The sequence below is a fragment of the Petroclostridium sp. X23 genome (assembly GCF_030013905.1).
Lineage (GTDB): Bacteria > Bacillota > Clostridia > SK-Y3 > SK-Y3 > X23.
This window is the reverse complement of record NZ_CP124862.1, coordinates 1,762,453-1,780,316: the sequence shown is the minus strand read 5'-3', so window position 1 is coordinate 1,780,316 and position 17,864 is coordinate 1,762,453. Positions and strand designations below refer to the sequence as shown.

Below are 17,864 nucleotides of genomic sequence, written 5' to 3'. Positions count from 1 at the left end.
TGGGTGATAAACAGTAAGAGATAGCTGTTTTTTTATACTACGTCCAACACGCCTAACGATGGGTCATTAAAATGAAGACAAGCAACAAGCTCTATGTTTTTTTTTGGAAAAAGAAGTAAACTGTTGAATAAGTTAAGCTGATGTTGAACTAGAGTTGTTTTGCTGAAATAGTGAATAAATATAGGCAGTACCTGAACGGTAAGTGTAAAAATACGCGCATCGTGACGTAGATTAAGAAATATATAATACAACTCAAGGCCCCGTAGGTAGATTCGAAACAAGGCTCACCTGCGGGGCTTTGATTTTGCTCATAAGTGCAGAAGAAAACCATGGTTTTTGGCACAAAATGAAAATTACGCTCATTACAGTATAATGCTGGTCTGAAATAACCCATCATGGGCAGTGAAGGAATACACTCCGTCGTATTTTTGTGCGACCGCGGCAATGCTTTTTATAGTGTCCCCTTTGTCAAGACACGAAGCTGCTATTTCTAAATGAACCAGATATTACTATTTATGGATTGTTATTAGGCCGCCCGCTTACTTGTATAAACGGTCATGGGTGTTAGATACTTAAAGGTTTGATGAGGCCTTATAGTGTTGTAGTCTGAAATATAGCCGGAAATGCCTGCTCGTAGTTCTTTTGGATTCTCGTATTCATTGATGTAGATGTGGTCACATTTCAGAGAGCGAAACCAGCGTTCGATGATTACATTATCAACCCAACGGGCCTTACCATCCATGCTCTGCCGAATTTCTTCTTTTTTAATAAATTCTGTATACTCTGAACTGGTGGATTGGCTGCCTTGGTCTGAATTTATGATGTCTGGCTTGCCATATTTAGCGATTGCATTACTGACGGCTTCTAAAACAGGGGCTGTATCAAGTGTATCGGATAAGGCCCAACCCACAATATATCGGCTATACCAGTCGATGATAGCAGTGAGGTACATATGGCTTCTGCCCATCTTGATGTAGGATATATCCACTGCCCATACTTGATTTGGCAGGGTGATACTGATATTCCGAAGTAAGTATGGATGTATTTTGTGGGCCATGTTGCGCTTGGATAGATTAGGCTTAGGATAGATGCAATAAATCCCCATTTCCTCCATTTGTCGCTTGATCAACTTGCGTCCCACATGGATGCCATCCCCTGCCAGCTTTGCTTTAAGTCGCCTCACTCCCAGGTAACATATTCTTGTGTGTCAGTAGTCAAGCCTGCTTTTGATTAGCTCGTCACGCTCCATATCAGCGATAGCAGGTGTATAATAAACGCTACTGCGGTTAATCTCCATAGGTCGCATTGCTGCTTTATGGAAAGTTTAGAATTTGGGCTTATTAAATTTTTTCTCGTAGTCAGGTCCAAACACTTGAGCGGATTTTTTTTAAAGCCAGTCATTCTCTATGGTGAGCTGACCAACTTTCGCCATCAAGGCATTATGTTCATCTTCTATTTCATTCTCTCGGGCCTTCAAACTCTTTTCCCTGCGATTCTCATCAAATACCCTATGTGCATTTTCCAGAAACTCCTTCTTCCAATTACGAAGCTGGTTCGGTGATATGTCGTGCTCTGATGCCAGTTCTCCAAGCTGCTTTTCTTCTCTAAGGAGTTCAAGTACCGTCTTCGTTTTGAATTCTGCTGTAAACTGTCGTTTTTTCATATCTATTTGAACCTTCTTTCTTCGGGTAATTTCTTACCCGTATTCTATCAAGTTCATTTAGATTCTGCAATTTCCTGTCCAGTTCTATGGGGTCATTATACCTGCTTCTGCTCCCGACTTTACCATGGGTGATAAAGAATTGCTTTACGAGGGCGATAAAAAGGGCGATGTGGTCCAGGGTAAAGGTACGTTGTATTTAGGAAAGGAAAAAGTTTATGAACGACCAGGAGGAGCCGGTCTACCAGGGAGAGATTACGGTGAAAGGCAGTAAGGTAGCATTGGCTGGCAGAGGAAAGATTCTGTATCCTACCGGTGAAGTATTCTATGATGGTGAACTGAAAGATGGTATGCCGGAGGGAAAAGGTACTTATTTTGATCCGGCAGGAAATATATTGCAGGAGAATAAGTGAATTTACTGGGAGGTGATATGAGCCTAAAAAAGGAGGTTTTAATTAGGCAAGAAGTTACGTAGTAATGATAAAGAATTACCCGATGGTTTGGTTGCAGATGGGAGAAAATCCAGGCTATGTTGTGTAGGCTATTTTAGTCAGTAACTATGCTGTCCCCTCACTATTAGGGGGCATTTTTTCTTTTATATTGGCTAAAATATTCCTATATATCTTTTTTCTAAGGAAGTGCTGCTCTATGACAACCAAAATCGCAAATAGATTAGCCAATGAAAAGTCCCCTTACCTTCTTCAACACGCAAATAACCCCGTAGACTGGTACCCCTGGGGACATGAGGCTTTTCATAAAGCAGAAACCGAGATGAAGCCCATCTTCGTAAGTATCGGCTATTCGACTTGCCATTGGTGTCACGTGATGGAAAGAGAATCATTTGAGGACGAAGAGGTCGCTGATATACTTAATAAAAATTTTATTTCTATCAAGGTAGACAGAGAAGAAAGGCCGGATATTGATCATATATATATGACCTTTTGCCAGGCATTGACCGGGCATGGTGGCTGGCCGCTAACCATTATCATGACTCCTGAACAAAAACCTTTTTTTGCCGGCACATATTTTCCAAAACACAACCGCATGGGAATGTCAGGTTTGATGGAAATATTGAACCGAGTAAGTGAGACGTGGAAAAAGGACAGAGATACCCTTATGAATTCGGGAGAGCAAATTGCAGAAAATATCTCTCGACATTTTCTGGAGGATGAACAAAGCGATACAATCTCTAATGATATACTGCATAAAGCTTTTGAGTGGTTAAGCGATTCATTTGAACCTGCATACGGAGGATTCAGCCAAGCGCCTAAGTTTCCTACCCCTCATAATCTGTCTTTTCTGCTACGTTATTGGAAGATAACAGGCGAACAGAAGGCTTTAGATATGGTAGAAAAGACGCTGGATGGGATGTATAGGGGAGGTGTGTTTGACCATATTGCCGGGGGATTTTCACGATATTCAACGGACAAGAAGTGGATGGTACCACACTTTGAAAAAATGTTATATGACAATGCGTTATTAGCAATAGCCTATCTGGAAACATACCAGGTAACACGGAACGAAACATATGCGGAAGTTGCAAAAAAGATATTTACTTATGTCCTAAGAGATATGGTGTCTCCTGAAGGTGGTTTTTATTCTGCTGAAGATGCTGATTCAGAAGGAGAAGAAGGGAAGTTCTATGTTTGGACGCCTAAAGAAATTATAGAAATTCTAGGAGAAGAAGATGGAAAGCTCTTCTGCGATTATTATAATATTACTAAAACAGGAAATTTTGAGGGGAGAAATGTCCCTAATCGTATACATGTAAAAGGAAATGTTAATGAACAGGAAGATAATATTTTAGCTTTGAGGCAAAGAGTATTTACGCATCGTGAAAAAAGGATACACCCTTACAAAGATGATAAGATCCTGACTTCATGGAACGGTTTAATGATTGCAGCTATGGCGATAGGCGGACGTGTACTTGGTAATGATTCATACACTGAGGCGGCTGAAAAAGCAGTACAGTTTATTTTCAAAAATCTGATTAGAGAAGATGGTAGGCTGCTTGCACGTTATAGAGACGGAGAATCTGCTTACCCTGCCTATGTGGATGATTATGCTTTCATGGTAGGGGGACTTATTGAGTTATACCAGACTACATATAAGCCGTTTTACCTCCAAAAGGCTATCAGTGTAAATAATGAGATGCTGAAATATTTTTGGGATGAAGAGAAGGGCGGCCTGTTCATGTATGGGAAAGATGGTGAGCAGCTGATTGTGCGACCTAAAGAAGTATATGATGGGGCGATCCCATCGGGAAACTCGGTTGCGGCGCTCAATTTTTTGCGTTTAGCACGTTTGACAGGAGATCAAGAGCTGGAGCAGCTGGCGGATAAGCAATTAGGTGCTTTTGGCAGGCTTATTAGTCAGACGCCAATTGGATATACCTATTTCCTAATGGCAGTCATGTTCGCTCTTTATACTACAAAAGAAGTTGTCATTGCTGGAGGAAAAGGAAGAAGTGATACACAAGAAATGATTAAAGTGATTCACAATTCTTTCTTACCAAATGTGGTGACCATACTAAATGCTGATGGAGAGGAACGACAAGCGCTTTTGGAAATGGTACCTTTTATCAGAGAACAAAAAGAGGTGGATAATAAGGCAACAGCTTATGTATGCCAGAATTTTTCGTGTCAAGCACCTGTAACCGATAAGAATGAATTTGCGAAACTTATGACTGAAACCAATCACCACTGAAGGATATTAAGGATAATTATTAACGGGACTAACGAGCAAATGCGTAGTCCCTGTTTGCTTTTTTATAGAAGAAATTCTGTTCATGCTATAATTTAAGAGTGAATCCCAGGGAAAGGATAACACTTGCATGTGTGTTGATGTCAAAAAGATTAGGAGAGTATTTACAAATTTAATCAGCAATGCACTTAAATATATACAACCTCCGGTCGTTATTAAAGCGACATGCACAATAAGAGCAGATGAGGTTGTTTTTACCATTGAGGATAATGGAAAAGGAGTTCTGGAAGCAGATCTTTCAAGTATTTTCAATAAATTCTTTAGGATAGACAAATCAAGATCTGCGGAAAAAGGTGGAACCGGATTGGGGCTTGCCAGATGCTAAAGTATTATAGAAAGCTATGAAGGAAAAATGCATGAGTCAAATTGTAATTATAAAAAATCTACTTATTCAAGAAAAAATTCTTTAAATTAAGCCAACAATATTAATTTTACTACCTATCATTTATTCTCAACCCAATACTTCTTTTATGATTGAGATAAATTCCCTAGCTGCATTTGAAAGATACCTTCCTTTTTTGTAAACTACTGCTAATTTTCTAATAGCTTCCACTCCCTCAATTGAAAAATAATTTAGGAACTGTGATATCTGGCCTCCTCATCGTTTAGCCTCCTTTAATTATTCTGATTAAAGAATACCAGGTGTTTTATTAACTCGGCAAGGTGTCCGGGTAAGACTATTTATCATAAAGAAGAATAGTTGATATACGATTGCCCTCTTTTTTCGTCAAAAGAAGAAGATGAAATATCAAGTAGATTGACTCCATTTTCTGAAAATGTGTGTGTTAATCTTCCGATAATTGAAAAAGGTGCATGGGATCCCAATATTATAGAAGATCAAATTTTATTTATTACAGATTATAAAACTGCCAAAAAATTGACAGTAAATACAAATTCCTTCCGATTGATTCAGATAATATAGTGAAGTATAGTATTATTAATGATTCATTAATGAACTTTAACTTATAGCATCTTTCGTATTAGTAAGAAACAAATCAAACCATTCCTGTAAGTTGGTATATTAACAGCTTCATTATTACTGTATATGCTAACTTTAATCAAAAGGCGCTCTATAATAATCTACCTGAAAGGATGAATTGAAATTTGAATACTAAAATCGTTACAAAACCAGGTTTAATTGAAAAAATTTTTTTCGCTCCTTCTTGGATTAGTTTGTCTGGGAAACTTAATTATACAGGAAGAGAAGGGGGGCATTGTTTTTAAATTGAAAAAAAATTTGAGACCCTTGATATAAAAGAAATTCAACACAAAAAGGTGTAATTTACTTCACACTAACTTATTTATAGAATGGAGGATTAATCATATGAATAAAAAAGCTTTAGTTACAGGTGGAAGCCGTGGCATAGGGAAAGGCGTTGCTTTGGCATTGGCAGCAGAGGGATATGATGTAGCGATTTCTTATTTTAGTAAAGAAGAAGAAGCAAAAGAAGTTTCTAAATATATTTCTGAAAAGTTCGGTAGAGAATGTTACTATTTTCAGGCATCTTTAGATAAGCCGGGTGCTGGCCACGAACTATTTGATAAGGCAGTTGAAGCCCTTGGAGGACTAGATTTACTGGTGAATAATGCTGGGCAGACCATATGTGAGCCAATTTACAGCATCACGGAAGAAAATCTGGATCATCTTATAAATCTGGACTTTAAAAGCTTTATTATGTTGATGCGGGATGCTAGTAAGTATATGATTGACCACAATATTAGAGGTAGTATTATTAATATTACGTCGTCAAGGGGAGAACGTGCTTATCCTGAATGTGGAATATACTGCGGTCTGAAAGCTGCATTGAATCATGCAGTACAAGCGTTTGCACTGGATGTATCCAGCTATGGTATACGTATTAATAATGTTGCGCCTGGAGCAACACGTGTTCGTACCAAGGAAGAGCTTTTTGCAATGGAAAAGGGCGAAAGTTCTGATTATTTCTGGAAAGACGAATTTGCCGACAAATCTAAACCAATTGGGTCCGATTTCTGGGATGAACTAGGGGAAGCCATCCCGCTCGGGCGTTCCGGACTTCCAGAGGATATTGCCAATGCAGTTGTTTTTCTTTCTTCAGATAAAGCATCTTACATTACAGGCATTACACTACGTGTTGATGGCGGCTTAATTATTCCGGGAATGCCGGAAGGATTTGCAGGTCAAGGCGGACTTGCTGCAGGTGGTTGGGGGCGTCCACAACTAATCAAATAAGAAATATGACATTAATGAAAGGAGATCACCTGTCATGAAAGAGCATATGTTTTATGTTGGTACATATTCTGAGCCGGATGAAGAGAATATTATTCTATATAAAGCGGATTTTGATAATCTAAAATTCTCTAAAATCTCCTCTCACATGGGAACACCTAATCCGTCTTATCTATTAGAGAATAGCAATGGCATTTTGTATGCAGTTGAAGAATTGGTATCCGACGGCAAAGTTTCAGCATATTATGTGGACCATGATGGTTTTCATAAGGAGTGTACTGTATCCTCCTATGGTGCTGACCCATGTCATTTGTCTATGGATGATAAGGAGCACTTTTTGTTTGCTGCAAACTATACAAGTGGCAGTCTGGCAATGTTTGAACTTGATACTAACGGAATGATGTTAGACTTGTGCTGCCTTAAGGAACATCGTGGGAAAGGTGTTAATCCGGATCGTCAGGAAGGACCTCATGTCCATTTTACAAAATATATGAAGGGGGATCTGTATGTATGTGATTTGGGATTGGATACCATTTTTTGCTATCAGCTCAACCAAGAACAAAAAAAATTGGAGGAGACAACCCGTAATCTTCATGTCCCGGATGGTAATGGACCACGGCATTTGTGCTTTCACCCTATAAAAAGTGATTGGCTATATGTTGTGGCAGAGCTAAGTGCACAAGTGTTTGTTTTTCACTTGGAAGATGATACATATGTTCTTAAACAGGAAATAAATTCACTTCCTGACGGTGTTCCACTGGAAAACCGGGTAGGAGCTATAAAATTCTCAGATGATGGAAGATACTTGTTTGTATCCAACAGAGGCCACGACAGTTTGACATCGTTTGCTGTTTCAGATAGTGGTTTCCTTCAAGTTCTTGACGTATGCAAAACAGGAGGAAAAACACCTAGAGATTTCACGCCATTTGGGGACTATTTTATAGTTGCTAATCAGGATTCATCATTACTGACAGTGCTGCATTTTGATCGCATTAATAAACGATTTAAAAAACTGTCGATGGAAGAAAAGGTTGGACATCCGGTGTGTATAATTGAAAAAAATACCTAAGTTTTTCAATATAGAAAGTATATATGCCAACTTTAATCAAAAGGCGCTCTATAATAATCTACCTGAAAGGATGAATTGAAAATTGAATACTAAAATCGTTACAAAACCAGGTTTAATTAAGAACTTTTTTTCGCTTAAAGAAAGTGCAATCATTATTCTAATATTGCTTCTTACTTTAATTACTCAAATCAGTAACCCTGTTTTTCTTTCCGGAGATAATATCGTTAATATATTACGGTCATGTAGTTTCGTTTTAATAACTGCCCTGGGTATGACTTTTGTCATGATTGCCGGAGGGATAGATTTGTCCGTAGGTTCCGTAGTCGGCCTTGGCGGTGTCGTGACCGGATTTGCATTGCAGGCTGGACTGGGATCTTTTGTGTCTGTCGCTTTGGGCCTAATAGCAGGCATGATTATAGGTTTTGTTAATGGATATTTTATTGTTAAATTTAATATTGCACCTATGATTATGACGTTAGGAACGTTATATATCGCAAGAGGAATTATATATGTTTTGACAGAAGGCGTACCTGTATATCCATTACCTTCTGAATTCCAAGCGATCGAACAAGGAACGTTTTTGTATTTACCAAATATTTGCTGGATTGCTTTTGTACTTGCCGGTATTGCATATTTTATGCTGACCAAAACGACTACCGGCAGGGCTATTTATGCCGTCGGGGGAAATGTGGAGGCGGCTAGGCTTTCCGGTATAAAAGTTGAAAAAATAAAGTATTTAATTTATACAATATCAGCTTTGTTTTCAGCTCTTACGGGTATTTTTATGGCGTCACGCTTGGCATCTGCCCAAGCAGGAGCGGGAACCGGCTTTGAAATGACGGTCATTGCTGCTGTAGTTATCGGTGGCACGAGCACATTTGGGGGCATAGGTACAATTTTTGGCACCGTTATCGGTGTGTTGTTTACGAATATGCTTTCCAATGCAATGACTATTTTAAAAATATCACTATATTGGCAAACGCTTGTGATCGGTTTAATACTTGTTTTTGCAGTAGCAGTAGACGGTTATAAAAGATCAAAGTCCAAAGCTAGTTAAAAAATTAAGGAGGCTTGGGATAAATGTACTTATTGGAAATGCAAGGAATATCCAAACGGTTTGCCGGAGTAACAGCACTTGACAACGTGAATCTTTATTTAAAAGAAAACGAGATTTTATCAGTTCTTGGCGGCAATGGTGCAGGTAAATCAACATTAATGAAAATCTTAACCGGCAATTACCCCTTTGATGATACGTGCTCGGGAAAAATCATTTTAAGTGGAAAGGAACAGAGATTTTCCCAGTCCCGTGACGCAGAAAATACCGGTATTGTAATGATATACCAGGAGATCAATCTCCAACCCGATTTAAATGCAGCTGAGAATATATTTATGGGTATTTTCCCAAAAACACGACTGGGGACCATCAATTATGAAAAAATCATCAAGGATTCAAAAGCAATGCTTGAAAGCCTGAGTATTCATATAGATGTAACATGCCCGGTAAGAAACTACGGTGCGAGTATCCAGCAATTGATATGTATAGCAAGGGCATTGGTAAGGAAACCAAAAGTGCTGGTCTTGGATGAGCCCACATCCTGCCTCACTGAATCCGAGGCCGTACATTTGTTGAATACAATCAGGAACTTAAAATCACAGGGAATTTCTAGTATCTATATTTCGCATAAACTTGATGAAGTGACGGAGATAGCAGACCGTATCATGATTCTAAGAGATGCTCAAAATGTATCTTCATATTCTAAAGAAGAATTTAATTCAAATAGAATTGTAGAAGATATGATCGGCCGCAAAATAGATGTCTTGTTCCCCAAAATAGAAAAATCATTGCATGAAGAGATTTTAAGCGTCAAAGATTTTACAGTGGAGCATCCGTATGCGGTAAATAAAAATATTGTAGAAGGCGCAAGTTTTAATGTAAGAAGGGGAGAAGTGCTTGGATTGGCGGGCCTGGTTGGTTCCGGAAGAACGGAGCTGCTAAAAGCCATATTCGGGGCTATACCCAAAAAAACGGGAAAAGTCTATATTGATGGCAAGGAATGTGTAATTAAAGAGCCCTCAGATGCATTGAAAAACGGTATCGGTCTTTTACCCGAAGACAGAAAAAAAGACGGTGCGATACTGACTATGTCCATAAAACATAATATGACCATCTCGATTTTAAAAAAGATCTCAAAATTTACGATTATAAAACAGAAATCGGAAACAGAGATTTCAGATGAATATCAAGATGCATTAAGTATTAAAACAAATAATTTAAATAATCTTATATCATCGTTAAGCGGCGGGAATCAGCAAAAAACAATTTTATCGAAACTATTGATGGCAAAGCTAAAAATATTATTTCTAGATGAACCCACAAGAGGTATTGATATCGGGGCAAAAAATGAAATTTATAAAATAATTGGCGACCTTGCGGCACAAGGAATGGCGATTGTTGTAATTTCCTCAGAATTGCCTGAACTTTTGGAAATGTGTGATAGATTTATAGTTCTATCTAAAGGGCAGGTCAAAATGGAGTTGAATAAGGACGAAGCAACGGAACATAGAGTGATGCTTGCATGCTCGGGATTTGACGATAGCCCTGATGGTTCATAAAAAAATAAAAAACTCTTATAGAGTATTTTATTAAGTGTTACCTGAATGATGACTTCAAATAAGAGTTGGAAAGGGGATGGTAGATGAAAGAATATAGAAAATGCAATAAGAACCCGAGATTATTCTAATTTTGAAAGGAGAAAGAAAATGAAAAAGACAAAAAAAATGGTTTTACTTGTTGTAATGGCAGTGATAACTAGTATGATGCTAATGGCCTGTGGGTCTACGGGAGCTCCGTCTTCTAAAGAGTCACCCGCACCTTCGTCCCAGGAAGCGCCCTCTTCAAGTGCTGCTGAATCATCGAAGCCGGCTGCAGAAAAGGAACTCAATATTGTTTATGTACCGCCGCTGATTGCCCATCCTGTATGGCTTGTAGCAAAACAGGGTTTCGAAGATGCCCAGAAAGATTTAGGCTTTAAAGGTCAGTGGGTAGGACCAAGCACAAATGATGTTAATGAAGTGGTCAAGCAGATAGAAATCGCTATTGCTTCAAAAGCTGACGGTATTATAACCTACGGTGCAGCTCCTGATGCAATGGTTCCGGTTTTGAAGCAAGCTGATGAGGCAGGTATTCCTGTCGTATGCGTTATAGGTGATGTGCCCGATGCACCGAAGCTTGGATTCATGGGAACCGATCCTCAGAACTTCGGCGAAACAGGCGCTAAAGTATTGAGCGAAAAACTTGGTTCTGTTAAACCGATGGTTATCGGACAGATGTTTGCAATGGATGCTGCACAGAACATTGCAAATTTTAAAGGCTATAAGGACGGCCTTGCAAAGAATCCCGCAGGTTTTGAATGGCTTGATACAAATGCATCAAATAGTGATCAGGCAACCGGAATGCAGGCATGGGAAAACTCGTTGATAGCACATCCCGAATGCAACGCGATGGTATGTTCTAGCGGAGAGTCCGCTGTTTCCGCAGCGAAGGTGCTCAAAGAAAAGAATCTTGTAGGTAAGATAACGATTATCGGGATTGACGATATGGAAGAAACACTTGATTATATTCGTTCCGGTGAAGTGTATGCGACACTTTCTCAAAACTTCTACCGATGCGGTTATCAGGCCGCGCAATGGATTGTAGATTATAACAAGACAGGAAAGAAGCCTTCTCCGGATTCAATTGATACCGGTACGATCGTTATTACAAAAGAGAATGTAGATACATACATTAACGAGTTGAAGGATAGAAGCCAGTGGAAATAAGGTTTATTGCTTTAGCTGTATAACAATAAAAAAGAAATGGGCAGATAGTGCTTCACATATCTGCCCAAAACAATTTTACCATATAAATAGCACTAAATACATTACAGGCAGGCTTAGAAGAAAAAATGTGACATGGGGACGGTTTTCATGGCACAACGGTTTTGGGTGACAGGAGAACCGTCCCCGTGTTACACGTGTTAGAAAGGGATTTGGAGGTAAATAATATGGATTATTCATCAAATAGAAATTATGGATGCCGTATCCTTGAATTCACCCATAAGAATAACCGGGTACTTTCGATGGAAAATGAAATAATAAAAATCAATATGCTTCCGGACAAAGGATCAGATATTTATGAAATGTATTATAAGCCAATGGATATTGACTTTATGTGGAAAGCTCCAGGCGGAATACGAGATGTATCTAAGTTTATACCAACAAGTTCACAGTTTTTAGGGTCTCACCCTGATTATTATGAAGGCGGATGGCATGAGTGCTTTCCAGGAGGCGGACCATATAATTATAAGGGAGCTGAAATCGGACTTCATGGGGAAATTGCACTGATGCCCTGGCAGTATTCAATTGAGGAAGATAATGAAAATAAAATAACTGTATCATTATCTTGTGAAACATATAGATTTCCTTTTAAAGTAAATAAAAAAATAACAATGCACAGCAAATCTCCTGTTATTGAATTTGAAGAGACAATAATAAATGATTCTGACGAAGAAATTCAATATATGTGGGGGCATCATCCTGTGTTCGGAAAACCTTTTTTGGATGGCAATTGCAGGATTGATATACCTGCAAAGGAATTCAGCGTGTGTAAAGACTTTAATGTTGAAACAAGTTTATTTGAGTCAGGGTATTCGGGAAGATGGCCAAAGGCCAAAGGCAAAGACAACGAAACGATTGATCTGAGTTTGGTACCTTCCGGTGAAAAACCCACAGCAGATTTATTTTTTCTGAAAGGGTTGGAAGAAGGTTGGTTTGCAGTTACAAATACAAAACTAAAATTAGGGATTGGATTTGTCTGGGATGCTTCACTCTTCCCATATGTATGGTACTGGCAGGTTGCGAATGGCTTAAGTGGTTTTCCGTGGTATGGCAGAACTTATAACATTGGACTGGAGTTCTGGACCAGTATTCCAAACTCTTTTGATAAGGCTGTAGAAAATGGAACAATCGATACTTTTAAAGGTAAAGAGAGTAAAAATACAAAGTACAGTGTAATTATTTATAATGGATTGGAAAAAGTAAATCATCTTGGGATAGAGGGAACTGTAAAATAAAAAGCGGGATTTAAATGCCATGCAAATGTTTAGTGGAGGAGAAAAAGTGAATTCCGGGGATGGAAATGTAATTGATGTTATCAATCCTGCAAAATTAGAGATATCCGACTTTTAATAGAACGGATATCTCAATTTTGATTTATATGCGCAAAAAGGGTATGTGCAAGAATAAAACACACAAACATATATTTCAATGTAAGCAAAGTTTGCTGAATGAGGATGCTGAGTTGAATTCACCTAAATATATGATATGAACAAAAAAATTAAAAATTAGAAGGATTTTTGTTGCTTTAATAGAATAATTATCTACAAGAAAGCTTTGGAATAATCATAACAGGTTCTTGGAGGGACTCTTAATCATGATGTATAAGTGTTGGTATAAAAAACTAGCATAACTAGTTAAATATAATGCAATAAGAGGGGTAGTTGTATGCTGAATTTAGTGTTTGTTGATGATGAAAAGTGGGTCTGTGAACTTCTGAAGGGGATAACGGATTGGAAAGGACTCGGATACAACTTGATAGCAGAAGCTCGAGATGGCAGGGAAGCATTAGATTTAATTAAATTACACAAACCGGACTTAGTGATTACAGATATACGAATACCAGGAATAGATGGAATTTCTTTGATAGAAAGTACCCGAGCACTAGGACTTGACACAGAATTTGTTATAATAAGCGGGTATAATGATTTCGAATACGCAAGGAAAGCAATCAGGTTTGGTGCACTAGACTATATTTTGAAACCTATTGAAAAAAACTATATTGATGAATTAATGACAAAAATATACAAAAATATACTGAAACGCAGAGAAAAGTTAAATGAGGAGAAAGAATTAAAGGATAAGTTATTATTGAGTGTTAGCAAGTTAAAAGAGATGTTTCTTTTAGATATCTTGAAGAATGCTAAGTTTCAATCCGAAGAATTAAAATTGGATAATATTAATCAGAAATTTGAAACAAATTTCCACCAGGGTGTTTTTCAGGTAATAATGTTTAAGTTTGATAACTTGTACGAGCAATCCCTGAACATTCAGTATTTGGAGAAACGTATATTCGAAATTATTTTAAAAAATGTGTTGATCAGATTGGAAGAAATTTGTTTTGATTTAAGTATTATTCCGATAAATAATTTTAAGATAGTGTGTATTATTAATTATGAGCTAGATAAAAAAATGCTTATTTACAGCAGAATATCATATATTTTTGATGAAGCCAGGACAAGCGTCATTAACTGTTATGGTCTTGAAATGACGGTTGGTATAGGAAATCCCCAGACGGATATCGATAAATTAAATCTATCTTTTAATGAGTCGATAAATGCAGTAAAATCCAGGATAATTTCAGGTGCCGGTAAAATTATCGAATTTATTGAGCAGAATTCTAATAATAAGGAAATGAAAGAATTGCTGCCCGTAAATAAGGAAATTAAACTGGTTAATTTGATTGAATCATTTGATCTGGAAGGTGTAAAATGCTTCATTGAAGAGCTATTTAGCGGCTTGAAGAGTGATAGAACAGTAAGCTTTTTATATGTTATACGGTTGGCACATAACATAGCTGATATGGTCTTCAGAATACTCATTCAAAAGTATAGTGAAATTGAAGATGAAATGGTAACAAAAAATAAGGCTTTTGAAGATATTGAGGAATGCATGTCTATCAATCATATAGTATCATATCTTAGCGACTTGTTCGAAAAATCATTGGAAGCATACGATGTGATAAGACAGAATCAAAATAGTAAAGTGATCGAGGCTGTTAAAGCATATATAAGTGAAAACTACCGGAATAATATTACACTGAATGAAGTCGCTGATATTGTATTTCTTAATTCAAGTTACTTAAGTAATCTGTTTAAAAAGGAAACAGGCATAAACTTTATAAATTATTTAACTAATTTCAGAATGGAAATTGCAAAGGAATTGTTAAAGGATGTCAGATACAGGGTAAACGAGGTCGCTGAGCTTTCCGGGTATATGGATGCTGATTATTTTTGTAAACTATTCAAAAGAGTTGTTGGTATAAGCCCGACAAGGTACAGAAAGATGTATTTATAATCTCAAAAAGCGGATGGAGTTGGTTAATTGAAAGATAATTCAAATAATCTTTTCTATACAAAAAAAAAGATTATAAGTGAGTTGAGGAGATCTAAAATAAATACAAATATTGCTTTGGTTGCTGCTCAATTTTTAATTATTGGAGTTCTGATCTTATTTATACATTGTTTTTTTACATTTCGCAATACAAGAGAATTTAGAAAAGATGTAGAAATAAAGTCTATTAAGAGTCAACTGAGACTTGTATCTTTAAAAATAAGGGATGAGTTAAATAATATAGATGAATTTATTTCAGCTGCTTATCCTGAGCTTCAATATCAATGGGAGCTTCAAAAGGCTGGCCGGGATAATCATTTGCCAACAGAAAGCAGAAATAACATCGTTGACACACTTTTTCGAATAAATAAAGAAATATCGGGAGCTACGTTGTTTACTAAGAAAGGAGAGATTTTTCCGTACTCTAATTTTTACAGCCCGTATTACTTTGGGGCAGGTTCATCTCAGAATTATCAGGATATAGATACTAATAGCAATAGCCCGGATTATATACTTAAAAGAAAGGAATATGACAATAAGGGAGAATATATTCAGTTCATAAGAGTGTTTGACAATAAAGAACTGTTTATAAAATATGGAATATTAGTTGAAAAAAACCTAGGGCTTATTAAAAACTATATTGAAGATCTAAATTTGCCTGCAGAAGGAAATCTTATTCTAGTAAATAATGCGGGCGACGTGCTTTTCTCTACAAATGGGAACGATGCGCCGTTTACGCAAAAAGAAATCCTCAAAAGTTTTGATCAATCTTCAGGAACGGTAAGTGAATTGGAAATAAACGGATTAAAGAAATGTGTTTTTTATGACAGATCAGTTCTTTATGGGTGTAATGTATTATTTCTAGTTTCTGCACGATATATGAATAGATTTGATTTCTCAGCTATGTATTTGATAGCACTAACAGTTTTTTTATGTCTGTTAATGATAGTAATAAATACTATAGTTTTTGTAAAAAAGGTATATGGCCCGGTTTTTTTGATTGAACGCTTTCTGCATAATATGACTTTAGGTAATGCAGACTTTGAGGTTGATGGTGTGGAAAATGGAAAGATCCTTCATTCAGTTATTTTAGATTTAAAATCTGTAGCTGAAAGGATGGACAAAATGATGAAGAGTGAATATTCTACGAAAATGTTACTAAAACAAGCAGAACTTAATGCTCTCCAAAATCAGATTAATCCACATTTTTTATACAACACACTGGAAACTATCAGGGGACAGGCTTTATCGAAAGGTGCAGAAGACATTGAACAAATGACTAAGGCTTTGGCGGAACTTTTTAGATACAGTATAAGAGATAAAAACAGTATGGTACGGTTGGAAGAGGAGTTGAGGAATATTAGTAATTACATGACAATACAACAATACCGTTTTAGTAATAAGTTTTCTGTAATATACAAAATTGATGAGGACACTTTAAATCATAGAGTTCCTAAGCTGCTGATCCAACCGCTTATAGAAAATGCGTTCCAACATGGATTGGAGACCAAGGAAGGTGAAGGGACAATCATTCTGTGTTCGTATAGAACTCAAAACAGGCTGGTGATTCTGATACAGGATGATGGGATTGGAATTGAGAAGGAAAAGCTTGATGATATTAATCAATATATTGAGTGTACATATGAAAAGTCAGTGATAAGTAAAAATTACAGTATTGGATTGCTAAATGTAAATGAAAGAATAAGGCTTAATTTTGGAAATGAATATGGAATTAAGGTATTCAGTTCTGAAGGTATGGGAACTATTGTTGAAGTGAATCTCCCGCTGGTTTAACGGATGTTGGAGGATTTTGAATTGGTATTGCAAATTGCTTAAAACAGCTTAATTTATAGGGCGGTAATAATATAAGCTAGATAAATGATATACGTGGAGGGGAAAATGAAACGTTATTTAAGATTGATTTTAGTTTGCGTTATAGTAGTGTTTTTATCCGGTTGCGGGGGAGGTATAAAGGAATACAGAAATGAAGTCAGCGAGTTTGATTCCAATACAGAAAATAATAAATCAGCAACTGCTGAAGATAAAGAAAATCAATTAAACAATGAAGAAGTTTATTATGCTGTAGGAATGCATATAAATGTCCCATACTGGCAGGAACATAAAAGAGGACTTGAAGTAGCTGCAAAAGAACTTGGAATAAATGTAGTATTTACTGGAGAGAGAGGAAATGATGCGGCAAACCAGATTAATATATTCGAACGTGTGATTGAAAAGAAGCCTTCGGGCATATTGGTATCACCGATTGATCCGGAAGGAATGGCTATAAGTATAAATAAAGCAATAGATGCGGGCATTCCGGTTGTATGCATTGATACTGATGCACCGAAAAGCAAAAGGCTTTGTTATTTTGGAACGGATAACTACAAGGCAGGTTGGACAGCAGCAGAAATACTGTCAAAAGCTATTGGGGAAGAAGGTGAAGTAGGAATATTGAGTATCCCAGGAGTCTACAGCATAGATGAAAGAGTAAAAGGATTTAAAGATTACATTACGCAAAATTGCCGGGATATAAAGATTGTGGCTTTGAAAAGCGATGAGGGTGATATTTCCAAGGCGGCTTCTGTAACATTACAAATGATTCAAGCAAGTCCTTCTTTAAAGGGGATCTTCGGAGGAAATTCCATAAGCGGAGTTGGAGCAGCATCGGCTTTAAGAGAAGCAGGAAAAACCGGAAACGTAAAAATAGTATCTATGGATAGGGATGCAGTTACATTAAAATTAGTAGAGAGTGGCATTATTGAAGCTACAATGGTACAAAAGACTTTTACAATGTCGTATTATGCGACCAAGTTCCTTTATGATTATAATCATAATAGAGTTAAGATAGCAAAGGATATGACAGATATCAATCCTCTTCCTCAGCGTGTTGATACGGGTGTTATAGTGGTAGATAAGAATAATGTTGAAAAATTCAAATAGATATCATTGCAGGTGGA

General features: G+C 37.1%; 14 protein-coding genes. 12 read left to right on the top strand and 2 right to left on the bottom strand.

Annotation, left to right across the window (positions count from 1 at the left end; translation table 11 throughout):
• Nucleotides 1–526: 526 nt before the first annotated feature.
• Together QKW49_RS08675 and QKW49_RS08670 are read right to left on the bottom strand one after the other, a co-directional pair.
• Nucleotides 527–1,183, bottom strand: coding sequence for an IS3 family transposase (locus QKW49_RS08675; protein WP_282867155.1), 657 nt, complete (start codon nucleotides 1,181–1,183; stop codon nucleotides 527–529).
• A 204-nt stretch (nucleotides 1,184–1,387) separates the two neighbouring features.
• Nucleotides 1,388–1,663: a transposase gene (locus QKW49_RS08670; RefSeq protein ID WP_282867154.1), complete on the bottom strand. Its 276-nt coding sequence runs from the start codon at nucleotides 1,661–1,663 to the stop codon at nucleotides 1,388–1,390.
• Nucleotides 1,664–1,878: 215 nt separating this feature from the next.
• On the opposite strand from QKW49_RS08670, the gene QKW49_RS08665 reads away from it, so the two are divergent.
• The 12 genes from QKW49_RS08665 to QKW49_RS08610 all read left to right on the top strand — a co-directional run bounded on the left by QKW49_RS08665 (nucleotide 1,879) and on the right by QKW49_RS08610 (nucleotide 17,847).
• A complete protein-coding gene (locus QKW49_RS08665; protein WP_282867153.1) occupies nucleotides 1,879–2,073 on the top strand; it encodes a hypothetical protein in 195 nt (64 codons plus the stop codon).
• A gap of 235 nt (nucleotides 2,074–2,308) precedes the next feature.
• Entirely contained in the window at nucleotides 2,309–4,366 is a 2,058-nt protein-coding gene (locus QKW49_RS08660) for a thioredoxin domain-containing protein (protein ID WP_282867152.1), read from the top strand.
• Between the two features lie 127 nt (nucleotides 4,367–4,493).
• On the top strand, nucleotides 4,494–4,748 hold the full coding sequence (locus QKW49_RS08655; RefSeq protein ID WP_282867151.1) for an ATP-binding protein: 255 nt from the start codon (nucleotides 4,494–4,496) through the stop codon (nucleotides 4,746–4,748).
• A 999-nt stretch (nucleotides 4,749–5,747) separates the two neighbouring features.
• A complete protein-coding gene (locus QKW49_RS08650) occupies nucleotides 5,748–6,635 on the top strand; it encodes an SDR family oxidoreductase (RefSeq protein WP_282867150.1) in 888 nt (295 codons plus the stop codon).
• A gap of 34 nt (nucleotides 6,636–6,669) precedes the next feature.
• On the top strand, nucleotides 6,670–7,701 hold the full coding sequence (locus QKW49_RS08645) for a lactonase family protein (RefSeq protein WP_282867149.1): 1,032 nt from the start codon (nucleotides 6,670–6,672) through the stop codon (nucleotides 7,699–7,701).
• Nucleotides 7,702–7,783: 82 nt separating this feature from the next.
• Nucleotides 7,784–8,758: an ABC transporter permease gene (locus QKW49_RS08640; protein WP_282867148.1), complete on the top strand. Its 975-nt coding sequence runs from the start codon at nucleotides 7,784–7,786 to the stop codon at nucleotides 8,756–8,758.
• 23 nt (nucleotides 8,759–8,781) lie between these two features.
• Nucleotides 8,782–10,314 (top strand): sugar ABC transporter ATP-binding protein, encoded by a 1,533-nt coding sequence (locus QKW49_RS08635; RefSeq protein WP_282867147.1) that lies wholly within the window; start codon nucleotides 8,782–8,784, stop codon nucleotides 10,312–10,314.
• Nucleotides 10,315–10,461: 147 nt separating this feature from the next.
• Nucleotides 10,462–11,520 (top strand): substrate-binding domain-containing protein, encoded by a 1,059-nt coding sequence (locus tag QKW49_RS08630; protein WP_282867146.1) that lies wholly within the window; start codon nucleotides 10,462–10,464, stop codon nucleotides 11,518–11,520.
• A gap of 224 nt (nucleotides 11,521–11,744) precedes the next feature.
• A complete protein-coding gene (locus tag QKW49_RS08625) occupies nucleotides 11,745–12,812 on the top strand; it encodes an aldose 1-epimerase (protein WP_282867145.1) in 1,068 nt (355 codons plus the stop codon).
• Between the two features lie 430 nt (nucleotides 12,813–13,242).
• Nucleotides 13,243–14,871, top strand: coding sequence for a response regulator (locus QKW49_RS08620; protein WP_282867144.1), 1,629 nt, complete (start codon nucleotides 13,243–13,245; stop codon nucleotides 14,869–14,871).
• Between the two features lie 27 nt (nucleotides 14,872–14,898).
• Nucleotides 14,899–16,701 (top strand): histidine kinase, encoded by a 1,803-nt coding sequence (locus tag QKW49_RS08615; RefSeq protein ID WP_282867143.1) that lies wholly within the window; start codon nucleotides 14,899–14,901, stop codon nucleotides 16,699–16,701.
• Between the two features lie 105 nt (nucleotides 16,702–16,806).
• Nucleotides 16,807–17,847 (top strand): substrate-binding domain-containing protein, encoded by a 1,041-nt coding sequence (locus QKW49_RS08610; protein WP_282867142.1) that lies wholly within the window; start codon nucleotides 16,807–16,809, stop codon nucleotides 17,845–17,847.
• The last annotated feature ends 17 nt before the right edge of the window (nucleotides 17,848–17,864 follow it).

Coding starts and splice junctions, on each gene's coding strand:
- QKW49_RS08655 (WP_282867151.1), top strand. CDS start 4,494: ATGTGTGTTGATGTCAAAAAGATTAGGAGAGTATTTACAAATTTAATC.
- QKW49_RS08670 (WP_282867154.1), bottom strand. CDS start 1,663: ATGAAAAAACGACAGTTTACAGCAGAATTCAAAACGAAGACGGTACTT.
- QKW49_RS08665 (WP_282867153.1), top strand. CDS start 1,879: ATGAACGACCAGGAGGAGCCGGTCTACCAGGGAGAGATTACGGTGAAA.
- QKW49_RS08645 (WP_282867149.1), top strand. CDS start 6,670: ATGAAAGAGCATATGTTTTATGTTGGTACATATTCTGAGCCGGATGAA.
- QKW49_RS08635 (WP_282867147.1), top strand. CDS start 8,782: ATGTACTTATTGGAAATGCAAGGAATATCCAAACGGTTTGCCGGAGTA.
- QKW49_RS08610 (WP_282867142.1), top strand. CDS start 16,807: ATGAAACGTTATTTAAGATTGATTTTAGTTTGCGTTATAGTAGTGTTT.
- QKW49_RS08630 (WP_282867146.1), top strand. CDS start 10,462: ATGAAAAAGACAAAAAAAATGGTTTTACTTGTTGTAATGGCAGTGATA.
- QKW49_RS08625 (WP_282867145.1), top strand. CDS start 11,745: ATGGATTATTCATCAAATAGAAATTATGGATGCCGTATCCTTGAATTC.
- QKW49_RS08660 (WP_282867152.1), top strand. CDS start 2,309: ATGACAACCAAAATCGCAAATAGATTAGCCAATGAAAAGTCCCCTTAC.
- QKW49_RS08650 (WP_282867150.1), top strand. CDS start 5,748: ATGAATAAAAAAGCTTTAGTTACAGGTGGAAGCCGTGGCATAGGGAAA.
- QKW49_RS08620 (WP_282867144.1), top strand. CDS start 13,243: ATGCTGAATTTAGTGTTTGTTGATGATGAAAAGTGGGTCTGTGAACTT.